Source organism: Streptomyces sp. NPDC001348 (assembly GCF_053597535.1).
The window spans coordinates 354,694-371,906 of the sequence record NZ_JBSFIK010000001.1; the positions used below are offsets into that span (position 1 = coordinate 354,694).

A 17,213-nucleotide genomic window follows, 5' to 3' on the forward strand; every position below is an offset into this window, starting at 1 on the left:
TGACCGATCGGTCCAGTACTGGCGTCTCAGTCGAGCAGGGCCAGCGCCTGCTCCGCCGCGTCCCGGACCCGGGCCGGGTCCGCCGACGCCTTGCCGACCACCCGCAGGCCCTGCATCAGCACCAGCAGCATCCGGGAGAGGGTGAGCGGATCGCGGTCGGCGGCAAGTTCCCCCTGCGCCTGCGCGCGCACCAGTGCCGAGCGCAACAGGGTCTCCAGCTGGTCCCAGCTGTGCTCGACGCGGCGGGCCGCCGCCGGGTCGTGCGGGGCCAGTTCGGCCGCCGTGTTGGTGACAAGGCAACCGCTCAGCCGTCGCTCCTCGGCAGCGGCCTCCGCCGCGAACCGCCGTACGACGGCCCGCACGGCGGGCAGCGCGGGCCCCGGCTGCGACAGCTCCCGCAGCAGCGGTCCGTCGCAGCCCCGCTGATAGCGGTCCAGCGCCTTCAGATACAGCTCGTGCTTGCTGCCGAAGGTCGCGTAGATACTCGCCCGCCCGATGCCCAGGTGCTCCACCAGGTCGGACATCGACGTCGCCTCGTACCCCCGCTGCCAGAACAGCTCCACGGCCGACTGCAGCACGGCGTCCGGGTCGAACTCCTTGGTCCTCGCCATGCGGCGCACCCTAAGGTTTCCAGAACGACCGGTCAATCAGCGTCGGCCCGCCCGCTGGAACACCCCCGGCGTCACCCCGTAGCTGCGCACGAACCAGCGGTGCAGGTGGCTCTGGTCCGCGAAGCCCGCCTCCGCCGCGACCAGGGCGGCCGGACGACCGGCCGCGAGCAGCTGCCGGGCCCGGCTGAGCCGCAGGTGCCGCTGGTAGTCGCTGGGCGCCATGCCGTACTCCTCGCGGAACGCCCGGTACAGCGCGAAACGGCTCACACCGGCCGCGTCCGCCAGGTCCCGCGCGGACACCTGCTCCGCGAAGCGCTCCCGCAGCACGTCCCGGGCCCGGCGCACGGCCCGGTCCTGCCCGCTTCCGCCGGGCGGCGTACGGACCCGGACCGGGCGGGTCGCGCCCCGGGCCGCCATCGCCGTGACCGCCGCGATCAGGCGCTCCTCGCGCACCAGCTCCTCCGCGCCGCAGGTGAGGGCGGCGTGCAGCCGGGTCAGGGCGCGGCTGAGCACCGGGTCGTGGAAGGCCGGCTCGGCGAAGAGGGGCAGCGGCGCGGGCCGACCGGCGCCGGCCGCCGCGTCGGCGAGGACCGCACGGACCAGGTCGGGGCCGATGTGCACGATCCGGTACTGGTAGCCGAGGTCGGAGGAGGACCGCCCGTCGTGCGGCTCGTCCGGGTTGAACGCCATCACCATCCCGGCGCCGCTGACGTGTGAGGCCCCCCGGCAGCGGAAGCGCTGGGCGCCCTTCTCGGTGAAGCCGAAGGAGTAGGTGTCATGGCGGTGCGGGGCGTACACGTGCTCGTAGAAGTGGGCGTGCATCGCCTCCAGCGGACGCTCGGGATCACGCCAGTACCGGGTCCAGGCCTCGCCGTGCATGCGCCCATTGTGCGACGCCGTGTCCGGGGCCCGCACGAGCGTTCAAGACCGGGGTCCGTGGCGGGCGGCAGGCTCGGCCCATGAGCACCGAGTCCGAGTACGAGTCCACCACGGCGGCACCCACCGGGGCGGCGCGGCCCGGCTCCGACGGCCCGTCGGCGCATCTCCTGCTCACCGTCACCATGGTGCTGTGGGGCTGCGCCTTCGCCTCCTCCAAGGTCGTCGTCGGCCAGGTCCCGCACTCCGTCGCCGCGTTCCTCCGTTTCGGCGGCGGCGCGCTGGCCCTGCTGGTCGCCCTCAGGCTGTCCGGCGACCGGCGGACGCGGCCGGGGTGGCGGGAGCGCGGGCGGGCGGCGCTCGCCGGGGTGCTCGGCGTCTTCCTGTACAACATCTGCTTCTTCTGGGGCCTGTCCCTGGCGCCTGCCATGGACGGCAGCCTGATCATCCCCGTGCTGAGCCCGGTGCTCACCTCGGCCGCCGTGCTGCTGACCGGACGGGAGACGGCGTCCGCGGGACGGGTGGCCGGACTGGCGCTGGGGCTCGCGGGCGCGGTGGTGTTCTTCCTCGGCGCGGTCGGCGCGGGCGGCGCGGCAGGCGGCGGATCGGGCCGGCTCGCCGGTGACCTGCTGTTCCTCGCGGCGGCGGCCTCCTGGGCGGCGTTCACCTTGCTGGGGCCGCGGGTGCTGGTGGGGATCGAGCCGCTGCGGGCGACCACGTACGCGACCGTGTCCGGTGCGCTGCTCCTCGGGGCGTACTCCGCGCCCGACTGGGCCGGCACCCACTGGTCCGCCACGGGCCCCGGCGTGTGGCTGAACGTCGTCTTCCTGGCCCTCGGCCCGGCGGCCCTCGCCAACCTGCTGTACTACCGGGGCGTCAAGGCGGTCGGACCGGCGTCCGCCTCGCTGATGATGTTCCTCGTTCCCGCCGTCGGCACGCTGTGCGCCGCCGTCTTCCTCGGGGAGTCCTTCACGGGCACCCAGTCGGCGGGCGCCGGGATCCTGGTGGCGGGCGCGGTCCTGGCCGTCGCGCGCGGGCGGCGCGCGACGGCCAGGACATGAGCGTCAGTAGGCGCGCACCTCGTACGCGGCGACCTGCACCGACTCGTCGTCCAGGCACTGCCCGGTGACCAGGTCGAACCGCTGCTTCAGCAGGGGCGAGGCGACGTACGGCCGGCCCCGGTCGGTGCCGGTCAGGCCGCGGGAGAGGACGGCCGCGCCGACGAACGGGTCACGGTTGTCGATGCCGTACAACTGGCCGTTGCGGTCGCGGAACAGGGCGACCTGGCGGCCGTCCGGCAGCAGCGCGGCCACACCGCGGCCGGGGGTCAGGGCGCTGAGGTCGCAGACCGTGAACCAGTCGTCGTCCTCGGTGTCCAGCTGCAACTGGACCTTCAGGTCGGTGGTCTCGGGTGCCAGGGTCATCGCTGGGCGCTTCCTTCCAGAACGTCTTGGGTGGGGCGCATGCCGATGGAGAGCAGCGGCAGGTCGGGCTTCATCTGGTCACGTTCGGGGACGAAGCCGACGACCGGGTCGGGGGTGTCCGGGGCGTTCACGAAGGACACGAACCGGGCCAGCTTCTCGGGGTCGTTGATGGTCTCGGCCCACTCGTCGCGGTAGTTGCCGACGTGCGCGGCCATCAGCGCCTCCAGTTCCGCGCAGATGCCGAGGGAGTCGTGCACCACCACGTCCCGTACGTGGTCCAGGCCGCCGGGGATCCGCTCCAGCCAGGTCGAGGTGCGCTCGAGACGGTCGGCGGTGCGGATGTAGAACATCAGGAACCGGTCGATCAGACGGACCAGTTCGGCGTCGGACAGGTCCTGGGCCAGCAGGTCCGCGTGGCGCGGGGTGGCGCCGCCGTTGCCGCCGACGTACAGGTTCCAGCCGTTGGACGTGGCGATGACGCCGAAGTCCTTCGACTGCGCCTCCGCGCACTCGCGGGCGCACCCGGACACCGCCGACTTCAGCTTGTGCGGGGAGCGCAGCCCGCGGTAGCGCAGCTCCAGGTCGATCGCCATCCGCACGGAGTCCTGCACGCCGTAGCGGCACCAGGTCTGCCCCACGCAGGACTTCACCGTGCGCAGCGACTTGCCGTAGGCGTGCCCGGACTCGAAGCCGGCGTCCACCAGCCGGGCCCAGATCAGCGGCAGCTGCTCGACCCGGGCGCCGAACATGTCGATCCGCTGACCGCCGGTGATCTTCGTGTAGAGGCCGAAGTCCCGTGCGATCTCACCGATCACGATCAGCTTCTCCGGGGCGATCTCACCGCCGGGGATACGCGGCACGACCGAGTACGAGCCGTTCTTCTGCAGGTTGGCGAGGAAGTGGTCGTTGCTGTCCTGCAGGGCCGCCTGCTCGCCGTCCAGGACGTAGCCGCTCGCGCCGATGGACGGGGCGAGGGAGGCGATGATCGAGGCCACCGCCGGCTTGCAGACCTCGCAGCCGTCACCGCCCCGGGCGCCCTCGCGGCCGTACCGGTCGAGCAGGTCCTGGTACGAGGTGACGCGCAGGGCGAGGACGATCTCGTACAGCTCCTCGCGGGTCTGGGAGAAGCAGCCGCACAGGCCCTTGTCGACCTCGACGCCGCTCGCCTCCAGCTCGGCGGTGACCAGCTGGCCGAGCACCTTCACACAGGAGCCGCAGCCGGTACCGGCCTTGGTGCACTTCTTCACCTCGGGCACCGTGGTGCACCGGTGCTCGGTGACCGCTCCGCGGATCGCGCCCTTGCTGACGTTGTGGCAGGAGCAGATGACCGCCTCGTCCGGAAGGGCGGACGGGCCGAGCTGGGCGCCGCCACCGGAGCCGGCGGGCAGTACCAGGGACTCCGGCGCGATCGGCGGCACCGAACCGGTCAGCGCGCGCAGGGTGCCGTACGCCTCCGCGTCACCGACCAGGATGCCGCCGAGCAGCGTGCCGTCCCGGCCGATGACCAGCTTCTTGTACAGGCCGGCCCGGGAGTCGGAGTAGACGACGTCCAGGCAGTCCTCGGTGGCGCCGTGCGCGTCACCGAACGAGGCCACGTCCACACCGAGGAGCTTCAGCTTGGTGGACAGGTCGGCGCCGGTGAACGTCAACTGCTCGCCCTCGTCCTCCGCGATGGCCGCGGCGGCCGTCTCGGCCTGCTCGTAACCCGGCGCGACCAGGCCGTACACCCGGCCGTCGGAGGCCAGCGCGCACTCGCCGATCGCGAACACCCGCGGGTCGGTGACCGTGCGGCACCGCTCGTCCACCGTGATGCCGCCACGCTCGCCGACCGCGAGACCGCAGTCGCGGGCCAGCTGGTCGCGGGGGCGGACACCGGCGGAGAACACCACCATGTCGGTGGCCAGTTCGGAACCGTCGGACAGCTTCATCCCGGTGACCGCGCCGTCCGCACCGACCACGACCTCCTGCGTGCCCACCCCGGTGTGCACGCTCAGGCCCATGCCCTCGATGGTGCGCAGCAGCGCGGCGCCACCACCGTCGTCGACCTGCACCGGCATCAGCCGCGGCGCGAACTCCACGATGTGCGCGTCGAGTCCGAGGCCCTTGAGCGCGCCCGCCGCCTCCAGGCCGAGCAGACCGCCGCCGACCACCGCACCCGTCGTCGCCCTGGCCTTCGCGTACTCCTCGATCGCGAGCAGGTCCTCGATCGTGCGGTAGACGAAACAGCCCTCGGCGTCCTTGTTCGGGACCGGCGGCACGAAGGGGTAGGAGCCGGTGGCGAGGACGAGGGTGTCGTACGCGAAGACCTGACCGGACCTGGCCGTGACCTTCCCCGCCTCGCGGTCGATGGTCTCCGCGGGGTCGCCCACGTACAGCTCGATGCCGTGGTCCTTGATGAACTCCATGTCCGTCATGGACAGTTCCTCGGGCGTCTTCCCCGAGAAGTACGAGGTGAGCTGCACGCGGTCGTACGCCGGACGCGGCTCCTCGCAGAGCACGACCACGCGGTGCGTGGCGGTCAGGCCGCGCTCGGCCAGCGCTTCGAGGAAGCGCTGGCCGACCATGCCGTGGCCGACGAGCACGATCGTGGGGGTGCCCCCCAGGGTGGCGGTCATCAGGAGCCTCCGTCGTTGGTGAGCAGGTGGAGCAGGGGGCCGCCGTCGGAGGGGAGCGGCTCTGCTCCCTCCCAGGCGCGGGCGAGCGCGCCGACGGTGCCGAGTTCGCCGACCAGGACCCCGCCGACCAGGCGGTCGTCGCGGACGACGACCTTGCGGTAGGTGCCCCGGGTCGCGTCGGCGAGCTGCACGACGTCGTCGCCGGGAAGCGGCTCGAGCTCCCCGAAGGCGGCGAGGTCGAAGGGGGAGTCCGGGCCGGTCAGGGTCAGCCTTGTCAGGGAGCGGGTGCCGGTGTAGCGGGCGCCGGTGCGTCCGGCGAGCAACTCGGCCAGCGCCTCGGCCTGTTCGAGGGCGGGTGTGGCGAGGCCGTACACCGTGCCGTCGTGCTGCGCGCAGTCGCCGACCGCGTGGATGTGCGGGTCGGAGGTGCGCAGTTCGTCGTCGACCAGGATGCCCTTGTGGACGGCGAGTCCGGCGTCCTCGGCGAGACCGGTGCGCGGGTGCACCCCGCAGGCCAGGACGACGAGGTCGGCGTCGAGGGCGTAGCCGTCGGCCATCTCCACCGAGCGGACCGCGCCGGCCACGCAGCGCACGTCCCGCACCCGGCACTCGGTGTGCACCTCGACGCCCAGGTCCGTCAGATGGCGCCGGACGAGCTTGGAGGCGGCCGGGTCGAGCTGGCGTTCCATCAGTCGCTCGCCCTGCTGGGCGAGGACGACCTGCGCGCCGCGCACCGCCAGCGCCCGCGCCGCGGACACCCCGAGCAGCCCGCCGCCGATGACGACCGCCCGCGCCCCCGGCCGGACCGCCTTGGACAGTCCCAGGCAGTCGTCCATGGTGCGGAACGCGTGCACGCCCTCGGGGGGTTCGTGGTCCGGGGTGAACAGACCGCGCAGCGGCGGGAGCACGGGGTTGGAGCCGGTGGCCAGGACCAGCGTCCCGTACGGGATCACCGAGCCGTCCGCGCACCGCAGCCGGCGCGCCGCGCGCTCGATGCCGACGACCCGGGTGCGCACCATGCCGTCCGGTGCCGGGAGCGCGATCACCTCGGGGGCGTAACGGCCGGCCAGCACCTCGGCGAGCAGCACCCGGTTGTAGGGGCGGTGCTCCTCCTCGCCGACCAGCAGCGCGGGCGTGCCGAGCTCACCGAGCCGCCGGGCGAGCCGTACGCCCGCGAGGCCGGCGCCGATCACCACCACACGCTTATTCGAGGTCATGTGCTCGAGCGTGCGGTGCGGACGTTACCCGGCCGCATCGCATCTGTTTCCCGTGAGGAACGCTGCCCTCAGCGGGGAGGCGGAGGGGGTGTGAGGGCCTTGACCGAGGGCCGGAGAGGGGCTGTGAGGTGGGGCCGACGGTGGGGCCGGGAGGGGGGGGTGGGGCCGACGGTGGGGTCGAAGGTGGGGCTGACCGAACCGCCCGGTTCCGTGCGGGCACCATCGTGCACGGCGGACGCGGGCGGCAGCCTGGAGGGACCGGACCACCGCAGCTCACCGTCAGGGGGAAGCACATGGACAGCACCTCGACCCTCATCAGCCGGGACACCGCCGCCGTACTGGTCTGGCGGATCGTCCGCGAGCCCTTCACGGCCGGCACCTGGCGCCGGGCCGGCTACGCGCTGCTCGCCCTGCCGGTCGGTGTGGCGTGCGTCCCGCCGGCGCTGCTGGGAGCCCCGACGGGACGGTGGCAGCGGGCGCTGGTGCGGCGCTTCCTGGGCGTCGACCTGCCGCCGACGAGTTCGTCGGCGCGCTGGAACGGGTCGCGGGCGGTGGCACCGCGCTCGACCCCGAAGTGGTCGCCCAGCTCTTCGGCGCGAGCCGCCGGACCACGGCCCTCGACACGCTCACCCGCCGCGAACGCGAGGTGCTCGCCCTGATGGCCGAGGGCCGCACCAACCAGGCCATCGCCGCCGCCTTCACCGTCTCCGACCGCGCCGTCGAGAAGCACATCGCCAACATCTTCGCCAAGCTCGACCTGCCCCCCTCGGAGACCGGACACCGGCGGGTGCTGGCGGTGCTGCGTCATCTGGAGAGCGCACGGGGGTCCGGGCCGGGGCCCGGCCCTGACGGCTCCCCGAGGCCCTGACCGATCCGCATCCCGTCCTGACGGCTGCCCGTCACGTCTGTCCTCACCTCTGACGGCAGCCGTCACGCCTGACGGCTCCCCGTCAGATGGGCGAACACGACCACGTTCCCCTGATACCCGGTCAGCTTGGAGTAGCCCCCGCCGCAGGTGATCACCCGTAGCTCGGGGCGCTTCGCCGCGCCGTACACCTTCTTGTCGGGGAAGTCGCGCGCCGAGTAGACCTCCACCGCGTCCACGGTGAACGCGGCCACGCTCCCGTCCTGCCGGTCGACCTCGATCGCGGCGCCGCGCCTGAGACCGCCGAGGTAGTAGAAGACGGCGGGGCCCTCGGTGTTGTCGACGTGCCCGGCGACGATCGCGGTGCCCCGCTCGCCGGGTGTGATGCCGGCCTCGTACCAGCCGGCGAGGTTCTTGTTCCCCGCGGGCGGCACGTCCAGGCTGCCCGAGCTCGTCAGCCCCAGCCCCATCAGCGGGGCGTTCACGTGGATCGCGGGGATACGGATCCGGGTGGGCGGTGAGGGCGCCAGCGCGGGCGACCCGAGCCGCTCCTCGGCCGGCTCGGGGCGGCCCTCGGCGGCGGACGGCTGCGGCGGGGCGTGCGTCCCGGAGCCGCCGCCCAGCAGCCACACCCCCGAGCCCAGGGCGACCACGGTGACGGCGGCTATGGCGGTGTCACCGATCCTGCGCATCTGCACCCCTTCCCGGAGCTGGGCCCCGTTCCCCTCCGGGCCGCGAGGGGCATCGGGCCCGGAGGGGACGGGAGTTGCGGTACCGGCGGACGGACAGCGGAGGGTGTCCGTCAGATCCCGTCGCCTCTCGCCCGGCGATGCAGGAGCCAGGTACCGCCCGCGGCGGCGACGGCCAGAGCCGCCACACCCGCCGTGGTATGCACGGGGTCGGGCCCGAGTGCGCCACCGACCCCCGTCTTCACGCTTCCGCGCGGCTCCACCTGCTCGTGCGCCGGCGCCCCCGCCGTCATCAGCGTCACCACCAGGTCGCCCGTCACCCGCTTGTCGCCCTCGGCGCACCGCGCGACGATCTCGTACGTCCCCGGCTGCGCGCTCGGCGGCACCCGGAACTGCCCGGACGCCTCGCCCTGGTGCGTCCCGGGCGCCAGCGTGAACGTCCCGCCGCCCACCGCGGTGGCGTCACCGGCCGCCGTGCCCCGTCCCGGGCAGGCCGACGTGTTCACCGTGACCGTGTCGCCGGGTGCCACGCCGGCCGGGGACACCTGCAGACTGCCGCCGCTGTCCGCGCGCGCGGGCGCGGTGGCCAGACCGGCGGCGGTGACGGCGAGCGCGGTACCGGTCAGCAGACGGGCGGTGCGACGCATGGTGCTCCTCGAGCTCGTCCGACTCGTTGACGTGCTCTTCCGAGGTAAGTGGCACATGGCCGCGCGCGCTTGTCGAACGGGATGCCGGGGATGGGATGAACGGGTGTCCCCGCCCGGCCCGTCAGACGGTGTTCCGCCAGGTCAAGGCCGGGCGAGTGGCCCGGCGGAAGAGCACCCGAACGGATGGGCGGGCCGGGTGAACGGGCCCTACCGCGGCAACCGCAGCGCCAGCCCGTCGAGGACGACCTCGAGCCCGTACCGGAACTTGGCCTCGCGGATCTCGGCGGGGTCCTCCGCCGCGGCGGCGTCTGTGGCGTAGGAGCCGGCGAGGTGGTCGTGTCCGGCCGCGGCCTGCTGGGCGGCGGGCAGCAGACGCGCGACGAATCCGGCCTCGGTCTCCCCGGAGCGGGCCACCGTGGTCAGCCACGCGGCCTCCGTGATGCTGATGCCGATCGCGTACGACAGCACCGTGGAGATCCCGCCGTCCGGTTCGCGGAAACCGATCGCGGTGAACAGCGCGGCGAGCCGTTCGGTGAACGCCATGTACTCGGGGCCCAGGTAGGCAAGCCCCGCCTGGCCGAGCACCGACGACATCCAGGGGTGCCGCAGGACGGTCGCGCGGAATGAGCTCGCCGCCTCGGTGACGGCCATCCGCCAGTCGGGGCTGTCGGCGGGCGGTACGTGGATCTCGGCGACGACCTGGTCGACGGCCAGCTCCATCAGCTCGTCCTTGGTGGCCACGTGGCGGTAGAGGGAGGTCGCGCCGGCGTTCAGACGGGCCCCGAGCTTGCGCATGCTCAGCGCCTCCACTCCCTCGGCGTCCAGCATCGCGATTGCTTCGCGGACGATGGCCTCCCGGCTGAGCGAGGGCTGGTCGGGTTCGCGCCGCTGCCTCGCCCAGACGGAGGGGACGGGGTTCGGCTGCTTGCTCCTGGGGGCGGCCATGGGCGCTCTCCTTCACGACTCCTGCTGCGTACGTCGTACGCGGCCAGCGTACAGCGATCGGTTATTGCGCACACTGTTCCGATCGAGCTCTTGCGTACGCTGTTCTCGTCTGCGTACAGTGTTCTCACCCGCTGTGGGAACGGTGTACGCATCGCGGGAACAGTGTGCGCAACCCGGCAGTCCGAAAGGAAACCCCGATGGAAACCCGCGAAGCCCGCAATCCACGCCGCTGGTGGATCCTCGTCGTACTGTGCCTGAGCACGCTGGTCATAGTGATCGACAGCATGGCCCTCACCGTCGCGGTGCCCTCCATGACCGAGGACCTCGGCGCGAACGCCCAGCAGACCCAGTGGATCCTCGACTCCTACATCCTGGTCTTCGCGGGCCTGCTGCTCACCTCCGGCAGCCTCGGTGACCGCTTCGGCCGCCGGAAGGTGATGCTGATCGGTCTGCTGCTCTTCGGGGCCGCCTCACTGGCCGCGGTGTTCTGCGCCAACCCCGGCGAGGTGATCGCCGCACGCGTGGCCATGGGCGTCGGCGGAGCGTTGATCATGCCCTCCACCCTGTCGATCCTCATCACCGTCTTCGACGAGGAGGAGCGCGGCAGGGCGATGGCGGCGTGGGGCTCGGTGTCGATGCTCGGCCTGGTCGGCAGCCCGGTCCTCGGCGGTGTCCTGATCGACCACTTCTCCTGGCACTCGATCTTCTTCCTCAACGTGCCCGTCGTCGCCCTGGCCGTCGTAGCGGGCGTGCTCCTCATGCCGGAGTCCAAGGCACCCTGGCAGAAGCCCGACCCGCTGGGCGCGGTGCTGTCCGCCGCCGGTATGACCGCCCTGGTCTGGTGGATCATCGAGATCCCGCAGCACGGCGCCTTCGCGGGCCGCTCCCTGCTCACCCTGGCGACCGCGGTGGTCACGCTCACCGCCTTCGTCGTCTGGCAGAACGTGGCCGCCGCCCCGATGGTCCCCATGGCCCTGTTCAAGCACCGCAACTTCAGCGGTGGTTCGCTCTCCCTGTCGCTGGTGCAGATCGGCAACGGCGGTCTGCTGCTGGTCCTCACCCAGTACCTGCAGTTCGTCCTCGGCTACTCGCCCGTCAAGGCGGGCCTCGCCTTCCTGCCGCTGGCGGTGACCGCGCTGATCGGCAACACGGGGGGCGCCAAGCTGGCGGCGAGGATCGGCAACCGCTTCGTGATCCTGACCGGCATGCTGGTGATGGTCGTCTGCTTCGCCCTGCTGACCACGGTCGACGCCGACTCCGGCTTCACCGTCCCGGCGATCGCCCTCGGTCTGCTCGGACTCGGCGCGGGCCTGGCGATGCCGGCCGCGGTGGGCGCGCTGATGGGCACCATCCCGGCGGACAAGGCGGGCGTCGGCTCGGCCCTCAACGACACCATCCAGCAGGCCGGCACCGCCCTCGGCATCGCGATCCTCGGCTCGCTCCTCTCCAGCGGCTACGCGAACCGGATGCCCGCCGACGCCCCCGCCACGGCCCGCCAGTCCATGGCCGGCGCGTCCATGACGGCCGACCCGGCCCTCCTCCACGCGGCCCGCGAGGCCTTCACCGCCTCGATGTCGACCACCTTCACCCTCAGCGCGGCGGGCGTCCTCGCGGCGGCGGTCCTGGCCACCCTGGTGATGCGCGACGCCAAGCCGGAGCAGCCGGCCGAGCCCCTCGCCCGGGAGCCGGAACTGGTCGCCTGAGCGGCGGAGCGTCACGCGGGCGGGCCGGTGCCTGAACAGGCACCGGCCCGCCCGCGTGCGCGCCTACGCCTCCCCGAGCGCGGCAGCCAACCGGGAGACGGCCGTCAGGTCCGGCACACTGCGCAAGGAGGCGACGACCTGCTTGCTCGCGAACGCGCGCTGCGCGGCCGTCACGGTCGGGTCGACGGCGCACTCGGCCTGGACGCGGATGTAGTTGAGGGCCGTCGCGAAAAGCATCGAGAAGGACTCCGGTCCCGTGACGGTGGCGCGACCTCCGGCGCTCCGATAGGCCCGCGCCAGTCGCCGGGCCGAATCCAGGTTCGCCCGATTGCCACCCGACCATACGAAGACGGCACGTGCGAACTCCCGTTCCGCCGAGACGGGCCCGGTGTTGTCCCAGTCGAGGAGGACCGGCCCGTCGGGGCCGACCAGAACGTTCTGGGGCTGCAGGTCGAGATGCGACGTCACCAGATCACCGGGGTCGGACGCGGTCACCCACCGCGCCAGCTCCGCCGCGGACGTGCCGATGAACCGGCCCAGCGACTCCGACCACGGCAGGCCGGCCCGACACACCTTCTGGTGCAGGTCTTTCCAGTCGGTGTCCTGTGGGCACTGCTCGTACCAGGAGTCCGGCATCTCGCTCGCGCCCTCTCCCGCTGTGTGCAGCAGTGCCATGGTGCGGCCGAACCAGTCCAGTATGTCCGCATCCGATGCATCCGCCGCCGTGCCGTCGACCCAGTCGTACAACTTCACGTAGGGCCCGCCCGAAGAAGCGGTGAGCTGTGAGACGTGCGTGCCATGGCGATTGGGGATGAGCCGTGGCGACGCGATACCCAGACCCTCCATGGCACTTCGTATCGCGGCCTCCCGCCGGACCTGTTCTTCGTCGCAGCCGAAGAGGAGTTCCTTCACCGCCCACGAGGAGCCGTTCCCGGACAGCTTCCAGATCTGCCCCAACGCGCCCCGGGCGACGGGCGTCATCGTCCATGCCCCGGGGCCGAGTTCGTAGGTCTCCGCTATGAAGTCGACTGCGTGGTGCATTCAGTACCTCTCCGGATGCCGATGGCCGACCGTGACTATGGCATGCGGAGTCTCGGGTGCAGCAACTCATTACGTCGATGAGCTCTTGGCGGCCGGCGCGGCGTCGGTGACTTGCCGGGCAGGTCGGGTCCCTCCCGTACCACGCACACTCAGCCGAGCTGCAACAGCCCCGCACCACCGCCCGGCGCCGCCGCGTCCGCCGGGGGCAGGGCGGTGCCATAGAGGCGGACGTCACCGAGACGGCCGTTCGCGTACTCCCCGTAGGTGCCCTGAGAGAGCCGACGTCCGAACTGAACGGGGCCGTCCGCGTCCCAGACGGTGCCGGTGTACGCCTTCACGGCGGACAGGTGACCGTTGACGTAGAGCAGGAGTTGCCCGGCGTCCGCGTCGTAGACGCCGACGAGGTGGGTCCACTTGCCGGCCACGGCCTTGGCGCCGTACGCGGCGGTGAAAGATGTGCCGGTGCTGTCGTCGTTGTGACGTGCGAAGGCCCAGACCTGGGCGCCGGACGAGTAGTAGAGCTGGAATCCGTTGGCGGCGCTGACGGATGGCGCATCCGACTGTGAGACGAAGGTGGAATTGCCGCCGGATAGGGAGTTGAGCTTGACCCAGGCCGAGACGGTGAAGCTGCCGCTGGTGTCGACGCCAGATGCGTTCGTGGACGCGTAGGCAGACGTGCCGTTGAGGTCCAGCGCTGTCCCGCGGCCGGTGTCGGCGGCCCAGGAGGCTCCGCCTGCCAGCATTGCTCCAAGGTCGCCGGTGGAATCGGCAGCTGTGGTGTCGGAGCCGTCAGTGAGCTTCCAGCGGTGCGCGCTCGTGTCGGTGACCGTGCCCAGCCCCACCGGGTCGGAGAAGTCGGCCGTGGTGCCGGAGGGGGCTGCTCCGGGGTATTCGGTGAGTTGTCCCGCGGCGTCGGTGGCGTACAGGTCCGGGTTGCCGTCGGGGTCGCCGGTAGGGCCGTTGACGTCACCGGGGGAGGCGATGGTGGGGTGGTCATGCCCCCGCAGCACCATGGGCAGGGCGGTCGGAGGGTGCGCGTTCCACCCCGTGACGGCGCTGCTCGTCCAGTTCTGGGCGGCGTTGCCGCTGCAGGTGTAGATACGGACCTGCGTACCGTTCGTGGTGCTCGCGCCCGGGTCGTCGAGGCACTTGCCGGACTGCGGGTTGACCAGGCTGCCGGATGCCCCGGGCGTCCACTTCTGGGCGGCGCTGCCGTTGCAGGTGTAGAGCTGTACGAGCGTGCCGTTGTCGGTGTCGCCGCCGGTGACGTCGATGCACTTGCCGAGGACGCGCAGGGAGCCGTCGTCGTGCAGGACCCACTTCTGGGCGGCGGAGCCGTTGCAGGTGGAGATCTGGATCTTGGTGTGGTCTTCGGTATGGGAGCTCGCGTCGTCGAGGCAGACGCTGCCGCCGGCCGTGGTCTTGAGGGCGGAGACAAAAGCGGTGCGTATGGGAGCGTGCAGCAGTTTGGGAGGGGTTGTGAGAGAGCCGCTGTCGATCGGGAAGGTGTAGAGGGTGCCGGAGGTGTCGTCGCGGGCCCAGAGGGTGGGGGTTCCGCCGGTGACCTTGCCGTTGCCGCCGGCGTCCACGGTGAACGTGCCGCCTACGCGGCCCGGTGCGATCAGGGTCAGGCCGGACCAGTCACCGTCGCCGAGTAGCCGTGGGTGTCCCATGTGGCCGGTGCCGTAGGTCTGGTAGATCCACAACTTGCCGTGTTCGACCGTGATCACAGCGGGATGGTCATTGTTGCCGTAGACATCGCCTGCGGCCACCAACTGTGAGATGTCCCAGGGCGCTTTCGGGTCGTAGCCCGCGTCCGCGCATCGGTCGGCGGGGACGGTCGTGGTGGACTCGCAGGGGTCTTTGGTAACGACGTCGTACCGGTTGCCGAGGAAGCCGGGGAAGGTGGAGTACGGGTCGCGCGGGACCGCGCTGTCGTCCTTGGGGTCGAGGTCGTTCTTGACCACGAACAGCTTGTGGCTCTTGACGTTGTACGCGAACAGGTCGTCATGGGCGTCGCCGTGCAGGTTGCCGCGGTGGGCGACGAGGTAGTCCTTCCAGGTGCGGGCTGCCGAGCCGTCGGTGGGGGGTGCGTCTTCGGCGGTGGAGACGATGACCGGGCCGGTGATGGCGGGCGGCGTGCCGCTGACGGGGCCGTCCTGCGCGGGGGCGGGTACCTGGGCCGGGTCGCTGTCGCCGGGGATCAGCTCCAGGTCGCCGGTGCTGGTGGTGGCCAGCAGGTCGGGGCTGCCGTCGCCGGTGACGTCACCGGGGGCGATCTTGGTCTTGGGGTTCCAGGGGGCGGTGAAGGTGTAGCCGGCGGGACTCTGGGAGATGTTTCCGGCCTTGTCCACGGCGGCGACGTACAGGGTGTGCACACCCCAGTTGGTCACCGGCACGGTGACGGTGCCGGATGCGGTGCTGCCGCTGGCCGAGGCCACCTTCGCGGTGTGGCCGGTGGTGGCGGTCGGCTGGCTGTCCAACTGCCACAGGAAGTGGTCGATTCCGCTGGATTTGCAGCCCGCCGGATCGCAGGTGTCGGCCGGGGTGCCGTCAGCGGCGGAGACGGAGAAGCCGGTGGTCACGCCGCTGCCGGCGTAGGTGTCGCCGGCACCGCTGCCGACGGGCGGGAAGTGCGGGTTGTCGGCGATGGCGGGAGTCTGGGGCGGGGTGAAGTCGGTGTCGAACCAGCAGTGGTCGCTGATCGGGGACTTCATGTGCAGCGAGGAGTTGTCCTGGGCGTAGACGTCCCAGCCGTACTCGTGGCCGTCCTTGAGGGTGAAGCCGATGGGTGCGTCGGCGTCCTGGCCCGAGGCCACCATGTCGCTGTCCGGTGTGCCCTTGTCCACGGCGTTGCCGTCGGCGTCCAGGTCGGTGCGGTCCCAGACGCGGTAGTGGGCCTCGGCGTGCTCGCCGGAGATGTGGGTGACGACAGTGGAGTGCAACTGGACCCTGCTGCCGGCGTCGTCGTACGTCGTCGCACCGATCCAGCCGATCGCGTCGCTGCCCGTCGCGCAGTCGCTGTCCGCGCCGAGGGCTTTCGGCGTGGTGTGCAGCTTCGTGGGCGTGTCGGGCGGGATGTCGAAGTTCGTGGTGAGGCTGAGGACCTGTGACATGCGCAGGTAGTCCTCGTTCGAGCTGGTCTTGGACTCGTTGCCGAAGAGGGCGATCGTCCAGGTGCCCTTGTTGCCGTCGGCGATCTTCTGGATCTGGTCGTCGACGCGGAAGCTCGCCGTGCTGTTGCTGCAGTTGCTGTTCGCGCCACTGGGAACGGTCGTCCTCACGGCGGGGTAGCCGTTGTCGTCGAGGGTGTCGGGCTGGTGCTTCCAGTCCGTGTCGGAGTTGATGGACCCGGTGGTGTGCAGCGTGATCGGCTGGTCGTGGGAGCAGTCGAGGCTGGCCGCGTAGGTGGTCTTGACCTTGACCTCGGCCTTGATCACCTTCATGGACGGGTCCAGGCCGCTGGTGTTGACCGCGTAGTAGGAGCGTTCCAGGCCGCTGCCGCAAGGGCCGCCCCACCGCTGGTAGCCGACGCCCTCCCCGTTGGTCTGCGGCTTGTTGTACTGAGGTGCGTCGGAGCAGTCGGAGCTGGAGTACACCTCGTCGAAGGCACCGGACTTGCTGGTGACGGGGTCCTCGAAGGGGTCTATGTAGACGGGGTAGTGCGTGTCGGGACCGTCCAGCAGGGTCGTGTCCGGCGCCAGGGTGATGCTGTCGGCGGTGGTTTTCATGGGCACTTGGCCGACCTGGGCGCCGGGACCGGGGCCGGTGACGGAGGAGGCGCCCGAGGAGCCCGCGGTGTCGGGCGCGGTGTGGCCGAGGGCTGTGCGCTTGACACTCGCCGACGCGGCGCCCGTCGTACTCGAGTCCCACATCAGCGGCGGCGGACTGGAGTACGACACCGAGCCGTCGGGCGCGGTCGCCGTCATGCCGCCTGCCGCAGTGGCGGACAGGCTCAGACCGTCGGTGTCCGTCGCAACGGCGAGTCTGCGGACGCGTGGATCGGAAGCGGCCTTCGCATCGTGGACCACCAGGACGTCACTGAATCCGCCCTGGTCCGTCACGGACACCGACAGGTCCACGCCGGGCAGCACTGAGGCATAGAGCGCGGTGTCACCGCTTACCTGGGGAGTCGGCAGGGTGAAGGGCATCGTCAAGCTCATGCTGTGCCCAGCCGGGTCGGTGAGTGTGGCCAGCGGCCCATTGCCGCCCCCCGACAGCCACACGCCGCTGGGAGTGGCCTCGGGGGAGTAGGTGCCGTCGGCGTTGGCGGCTAGCGTGGCATCCACCGGCACCCAGGTGCCGTCCTTGCGAACACGCACCGGCAGTACGGACGATGTCCTGGTGAAGGAGCCGTCCGGCTCGGCGGTCACCGTGTCGGTCTCACTGGTCAGCGCGTCCACCGGAACGGTCGTGCCGTCGGCGACTGCCTGTGCCTGTGCCGCGAGCAGCGGCTCCGAGGTGTCGACCGGATCATCCGAGGCCAGCCCGGCCGCGGGCATAGCCAGCCCGGTCAGTAGCAGCGTGGCGACTGCGGATATCAGCGTGAGTCTGCGGACGGACGAGGGCAGCACGGCAGA

Annotated in this window: 13 protein-coding genes; 3 read left to right on the forward strand and 10 right to left on the reverse strand. The window is 71.6% G+C overall.

The features are described from left to right. Positions 1-26: 26 nt before the first annotated feature. Complete coding sequence (locus ACWC21_RS01620) at positions 27-611, reverse strand: TetR/AcrR family transcriptional regulator (protein WP_450876947.1); 585 nt, start codon at positions 609-611, stop codon at positions 27-29. A gap of 36 nt (positions 612-647) precedes the next feature. After that, positions 648-1,490: an AraC family ligand binding domain-containing protein gene (locus tag ACWC21_RS01625; protein ID WP_450876949.1), complete on the reverse strand. Its 843-nt coding sequence runs from the start codon at positions 1,488-1,490 to the stop codon at positions 648-650. A gap of 80 nt (positions 1,491-1,570) precedes the next feature. On the opposite strand from ACWC21_RS01625, the gene ACWC21_RS01630 reads away from it, so the two are divergent. Continuing rightward, positions 1,571-2,548 carry a DMT family transporter gene (locus ACWC21_RS01630; protein ID WP_450876951.1) on the forward strand — a complete coding sequence of 326 codons (978 nt, stop codon included), beginning with the start codon at positions 1,571-1,573 and terminating at the stop codon, positions 2,546-2,548. A 3-nt stretch (positions 2,549-2,551) separates the two neighbouring features. Here the strand turns inward: ACWC21_RS01630 and nirD are convergent, their stop codons facing one another. Genes nirD through ACWC21_RS01645 form a run of 3 tightly spaced genes read right to left on the reverse strand, consistent with a single transcriptional unit; the run spans position 2,552 to position 6,743 of the window. Continuing rightward, the gene (nirD, locus tag ACWC21_RS01635) at positions 2,552-2,911 is read right to left on the reverse strand and encodes a nitrite reductase small subunit NirD (protein ID WP_450876953.1); all 360 of its coding nucleotides are present in this window, start codon (positions 2,909-2,911) and stop codon (positions 2,552-2,554) included. Then, the gene (gene nirB / locus ACWC21_RS01640) at positions 2,908-5,526 is read right to left on the reverse strand and encodes a nitrite reductase large subunit NirB (protein WP_450876954.1); all 2,619 of its coding nucleotides are present in this window, start codon (positions 5,524-5,526) and stop codon (positions 2,908-2,910) included. The genes nirD and nirB overlap by 4 nt, the downstream gene beginning before the upstream one ends. Continuing rightward, complete coding sequence (locus ACWC21_RS01645; RefSeq protein WP_450876956.1) at positions 5,526-6,743, reverse strand: NAD(P)/FAD-dependent oxidoreductase; 1,218 nt, start codon at positions 6,741-6,743, stop codon at positions 5,526-5,528. Before ACWC21_RS01645 ends, nirB begins: the two co-directional genes overlap by 1 nt. 466 nt (positions 6,744-7,209) lie before the next feature. On the opposite strand from ACWC21_RS01645, the gene ACWC21_RS01650 reads away from it, so the two are divergent. After that, positions 7,210-7,611, forward strand: a complete 402-nt coding sequence (locus ACWC21_RS01650) for a response regulator transcription factor (RefSeq protein WP_450876958.1) — start codon at positions 7,210-7,212, stop codon at positions 7,609-7,611. A gap of 62 nt (positions 7,612-7,673) precedes the next feature. Here the strand turns inward: ACWC21_RS01650 and ACWC21_RS01655 are convergent, their stop codons facing one another. The 3 genes from ACWC21_RS01655 to ACWC21_RS01665 form a co-directional block, all read right to left on the reverse strand. Further along, positions 7,674-8,300, reverse strand: a complete 627-nt coding sequence (locus ACWC21_RS01655) for a class F sortase (RefSeq protein WP_450876960.1) — start codon at positions 8,298-8,300, stop codon at positions 7,674-7,676. A gap of 110 nt (positions 8,301-8,410) precedes the next feature. Then, positions 8,411-8,944: a hypothetical protein gene (locus ACWC21_RS01660; protein WP_450876962.1), complete on the reverse strand. Its 534-nt coding sequence runs from the start codon at positions 8,942-8,944 to the stop codon at positions 8,411-8,413. A gap of 207 nt (positions 8,945-9,151) precedes the next feature. Beyond that, the gene (locus tag ACWC21_RS01665) at positions 9,152-9,889 is read right to left on the reverse strand and encodes a TetR/AcrR family transcriptional regulator C-terminal domain-containing protein (RefSeq protein WP_450876964.1); all 738 of its coding nucleotides are present in this window, start codon (positions 9,887-9,889) and stop codon (positions 9,152-9,154) included. A gap of 197 nt (positions 9,890-10,086) precedes the next feature. On the opposite strand from ACWC21_RS01665, the gene ACWC21_RS01670 reads away from it, so the two are divergent. Then, on the forward strand, positions 10,087-11,592 hold the full coding sequence (locus ACWC21_RS01670; RefSeq protein WP_450876966.1) for an MFS transporter: 1,506 nt from the start codon (positions 10,087-10,089) through the stop codon (positions 11,590-11,592). Between the two features lie 63 nt (positions 11,593-11,655). Here the strand turns inward: ACWC21_RS01670 and ACWC21_RS01675 are convergent, their stop codons facing one another. After that, a complete protein-coding gene (locus ACWC21_RS01675) occupies positions 11,656-12,633 on the reverse strand; it encodes a phosphotransferase (RefSeq protein WP_450876968.1) in 978 nt (325 codons plus the stop codon). A 149-nt stretch (positions 12,634-12,782) separates the two neighbouring features. Next, on the reverse strand, positions 12,783-17,207 hold the full coding sequence (locus ACWC21_RS01680) for a LamG-like jellyroll fold domain-containing protein (protein ID WP_450876970.1): 4,425 nt from the start codon (positions 17,205-17,207) through the stop codon (positions 12,783-12,785). Between the last annotated feature and the right edge of the window lie 6 nt (positions 17,208-17,213).

Bases quoted from the DNA above. Each gene is read 5' to 3' on its own strand.
- ACWC21_RS01620 (WP_450876947.1), bottom strand. From the start codon at position 611: ATGGCGAGGACCAAGGAGTTCGACCCGGACGCCGTGCTGCAGTCGGCC.
- ACWC21_RS01625 (WP_450876949.1), bottom strand. From the start codon at position 1,490: ATGCACGGCGAGGCCTGGACCCGGTACTGGCGTGATCCCGAGCGTCCG.
- ACWC21_RS01630 (WP_450876951.1), top strand. From the start codon at position 1,571: ATGAGCACCGAGTCCGAGTACGAGTCCACCACGGCGGCACCCACCGGG.
- nirD (WP_450876953.1), bottom strand. From the start codon at position 2,911: ATGACCCTGGCACCCGAGACCACCGACCTGAAGGTCCAGTTGCAGCTG.
- nirB (WP_450876954.1), bottom strand. From the start codon at position 5,526: ATGACCGCCACCCTGGGGGGCACCCCCACGATCGTGCTCGTCGGCCAC.
- ACWC21_RS01645 (WP_450876956.1), bottom strand. From the start codon at position 6,743: ATGACCTCGAATAAGCGTGTGGTGGTGATCGGCGCCGGCCTCGCGGGC.
- ACWC21_RS01655 (WP_450876960.1), bottom strand. From the start codon at position 8,300: ATGCGCAGGATCGGTGACACCGCCATAGCCGCCGTCACCGTGGTCGCC.
- ACWC21_RS01660 (WP_450876962.1), bottom strand. From the start codon at position 8,944: ATGCGTCGCACCGCCCGTCTGCTGACCGGTACCGCGCTCGCCGTCACC.
- ACWC21_RS01665 (WP_450876964.1), bottom strand. From the start codon at position 9,889: ATGGCCGCCCCCAGGAGCAAGCAGCCGAACCCCGTCCCCTCCGTCTGG.
- ACWC21_RS01670 (WP_450876966.1), top strand. From the start codon at position 10,087: ATGGAAACCCGCGAAGCCCGCAATCCACGCCGCTGGTGGATCCTCGTC.
- ACWC21_RS01675 (WP_450876968.1), bottom strand. From the start codon at position 12,633: ATGCACCACGCAGTCGACTTCATAGCGGAGACCTACGAACTCGGCCCC.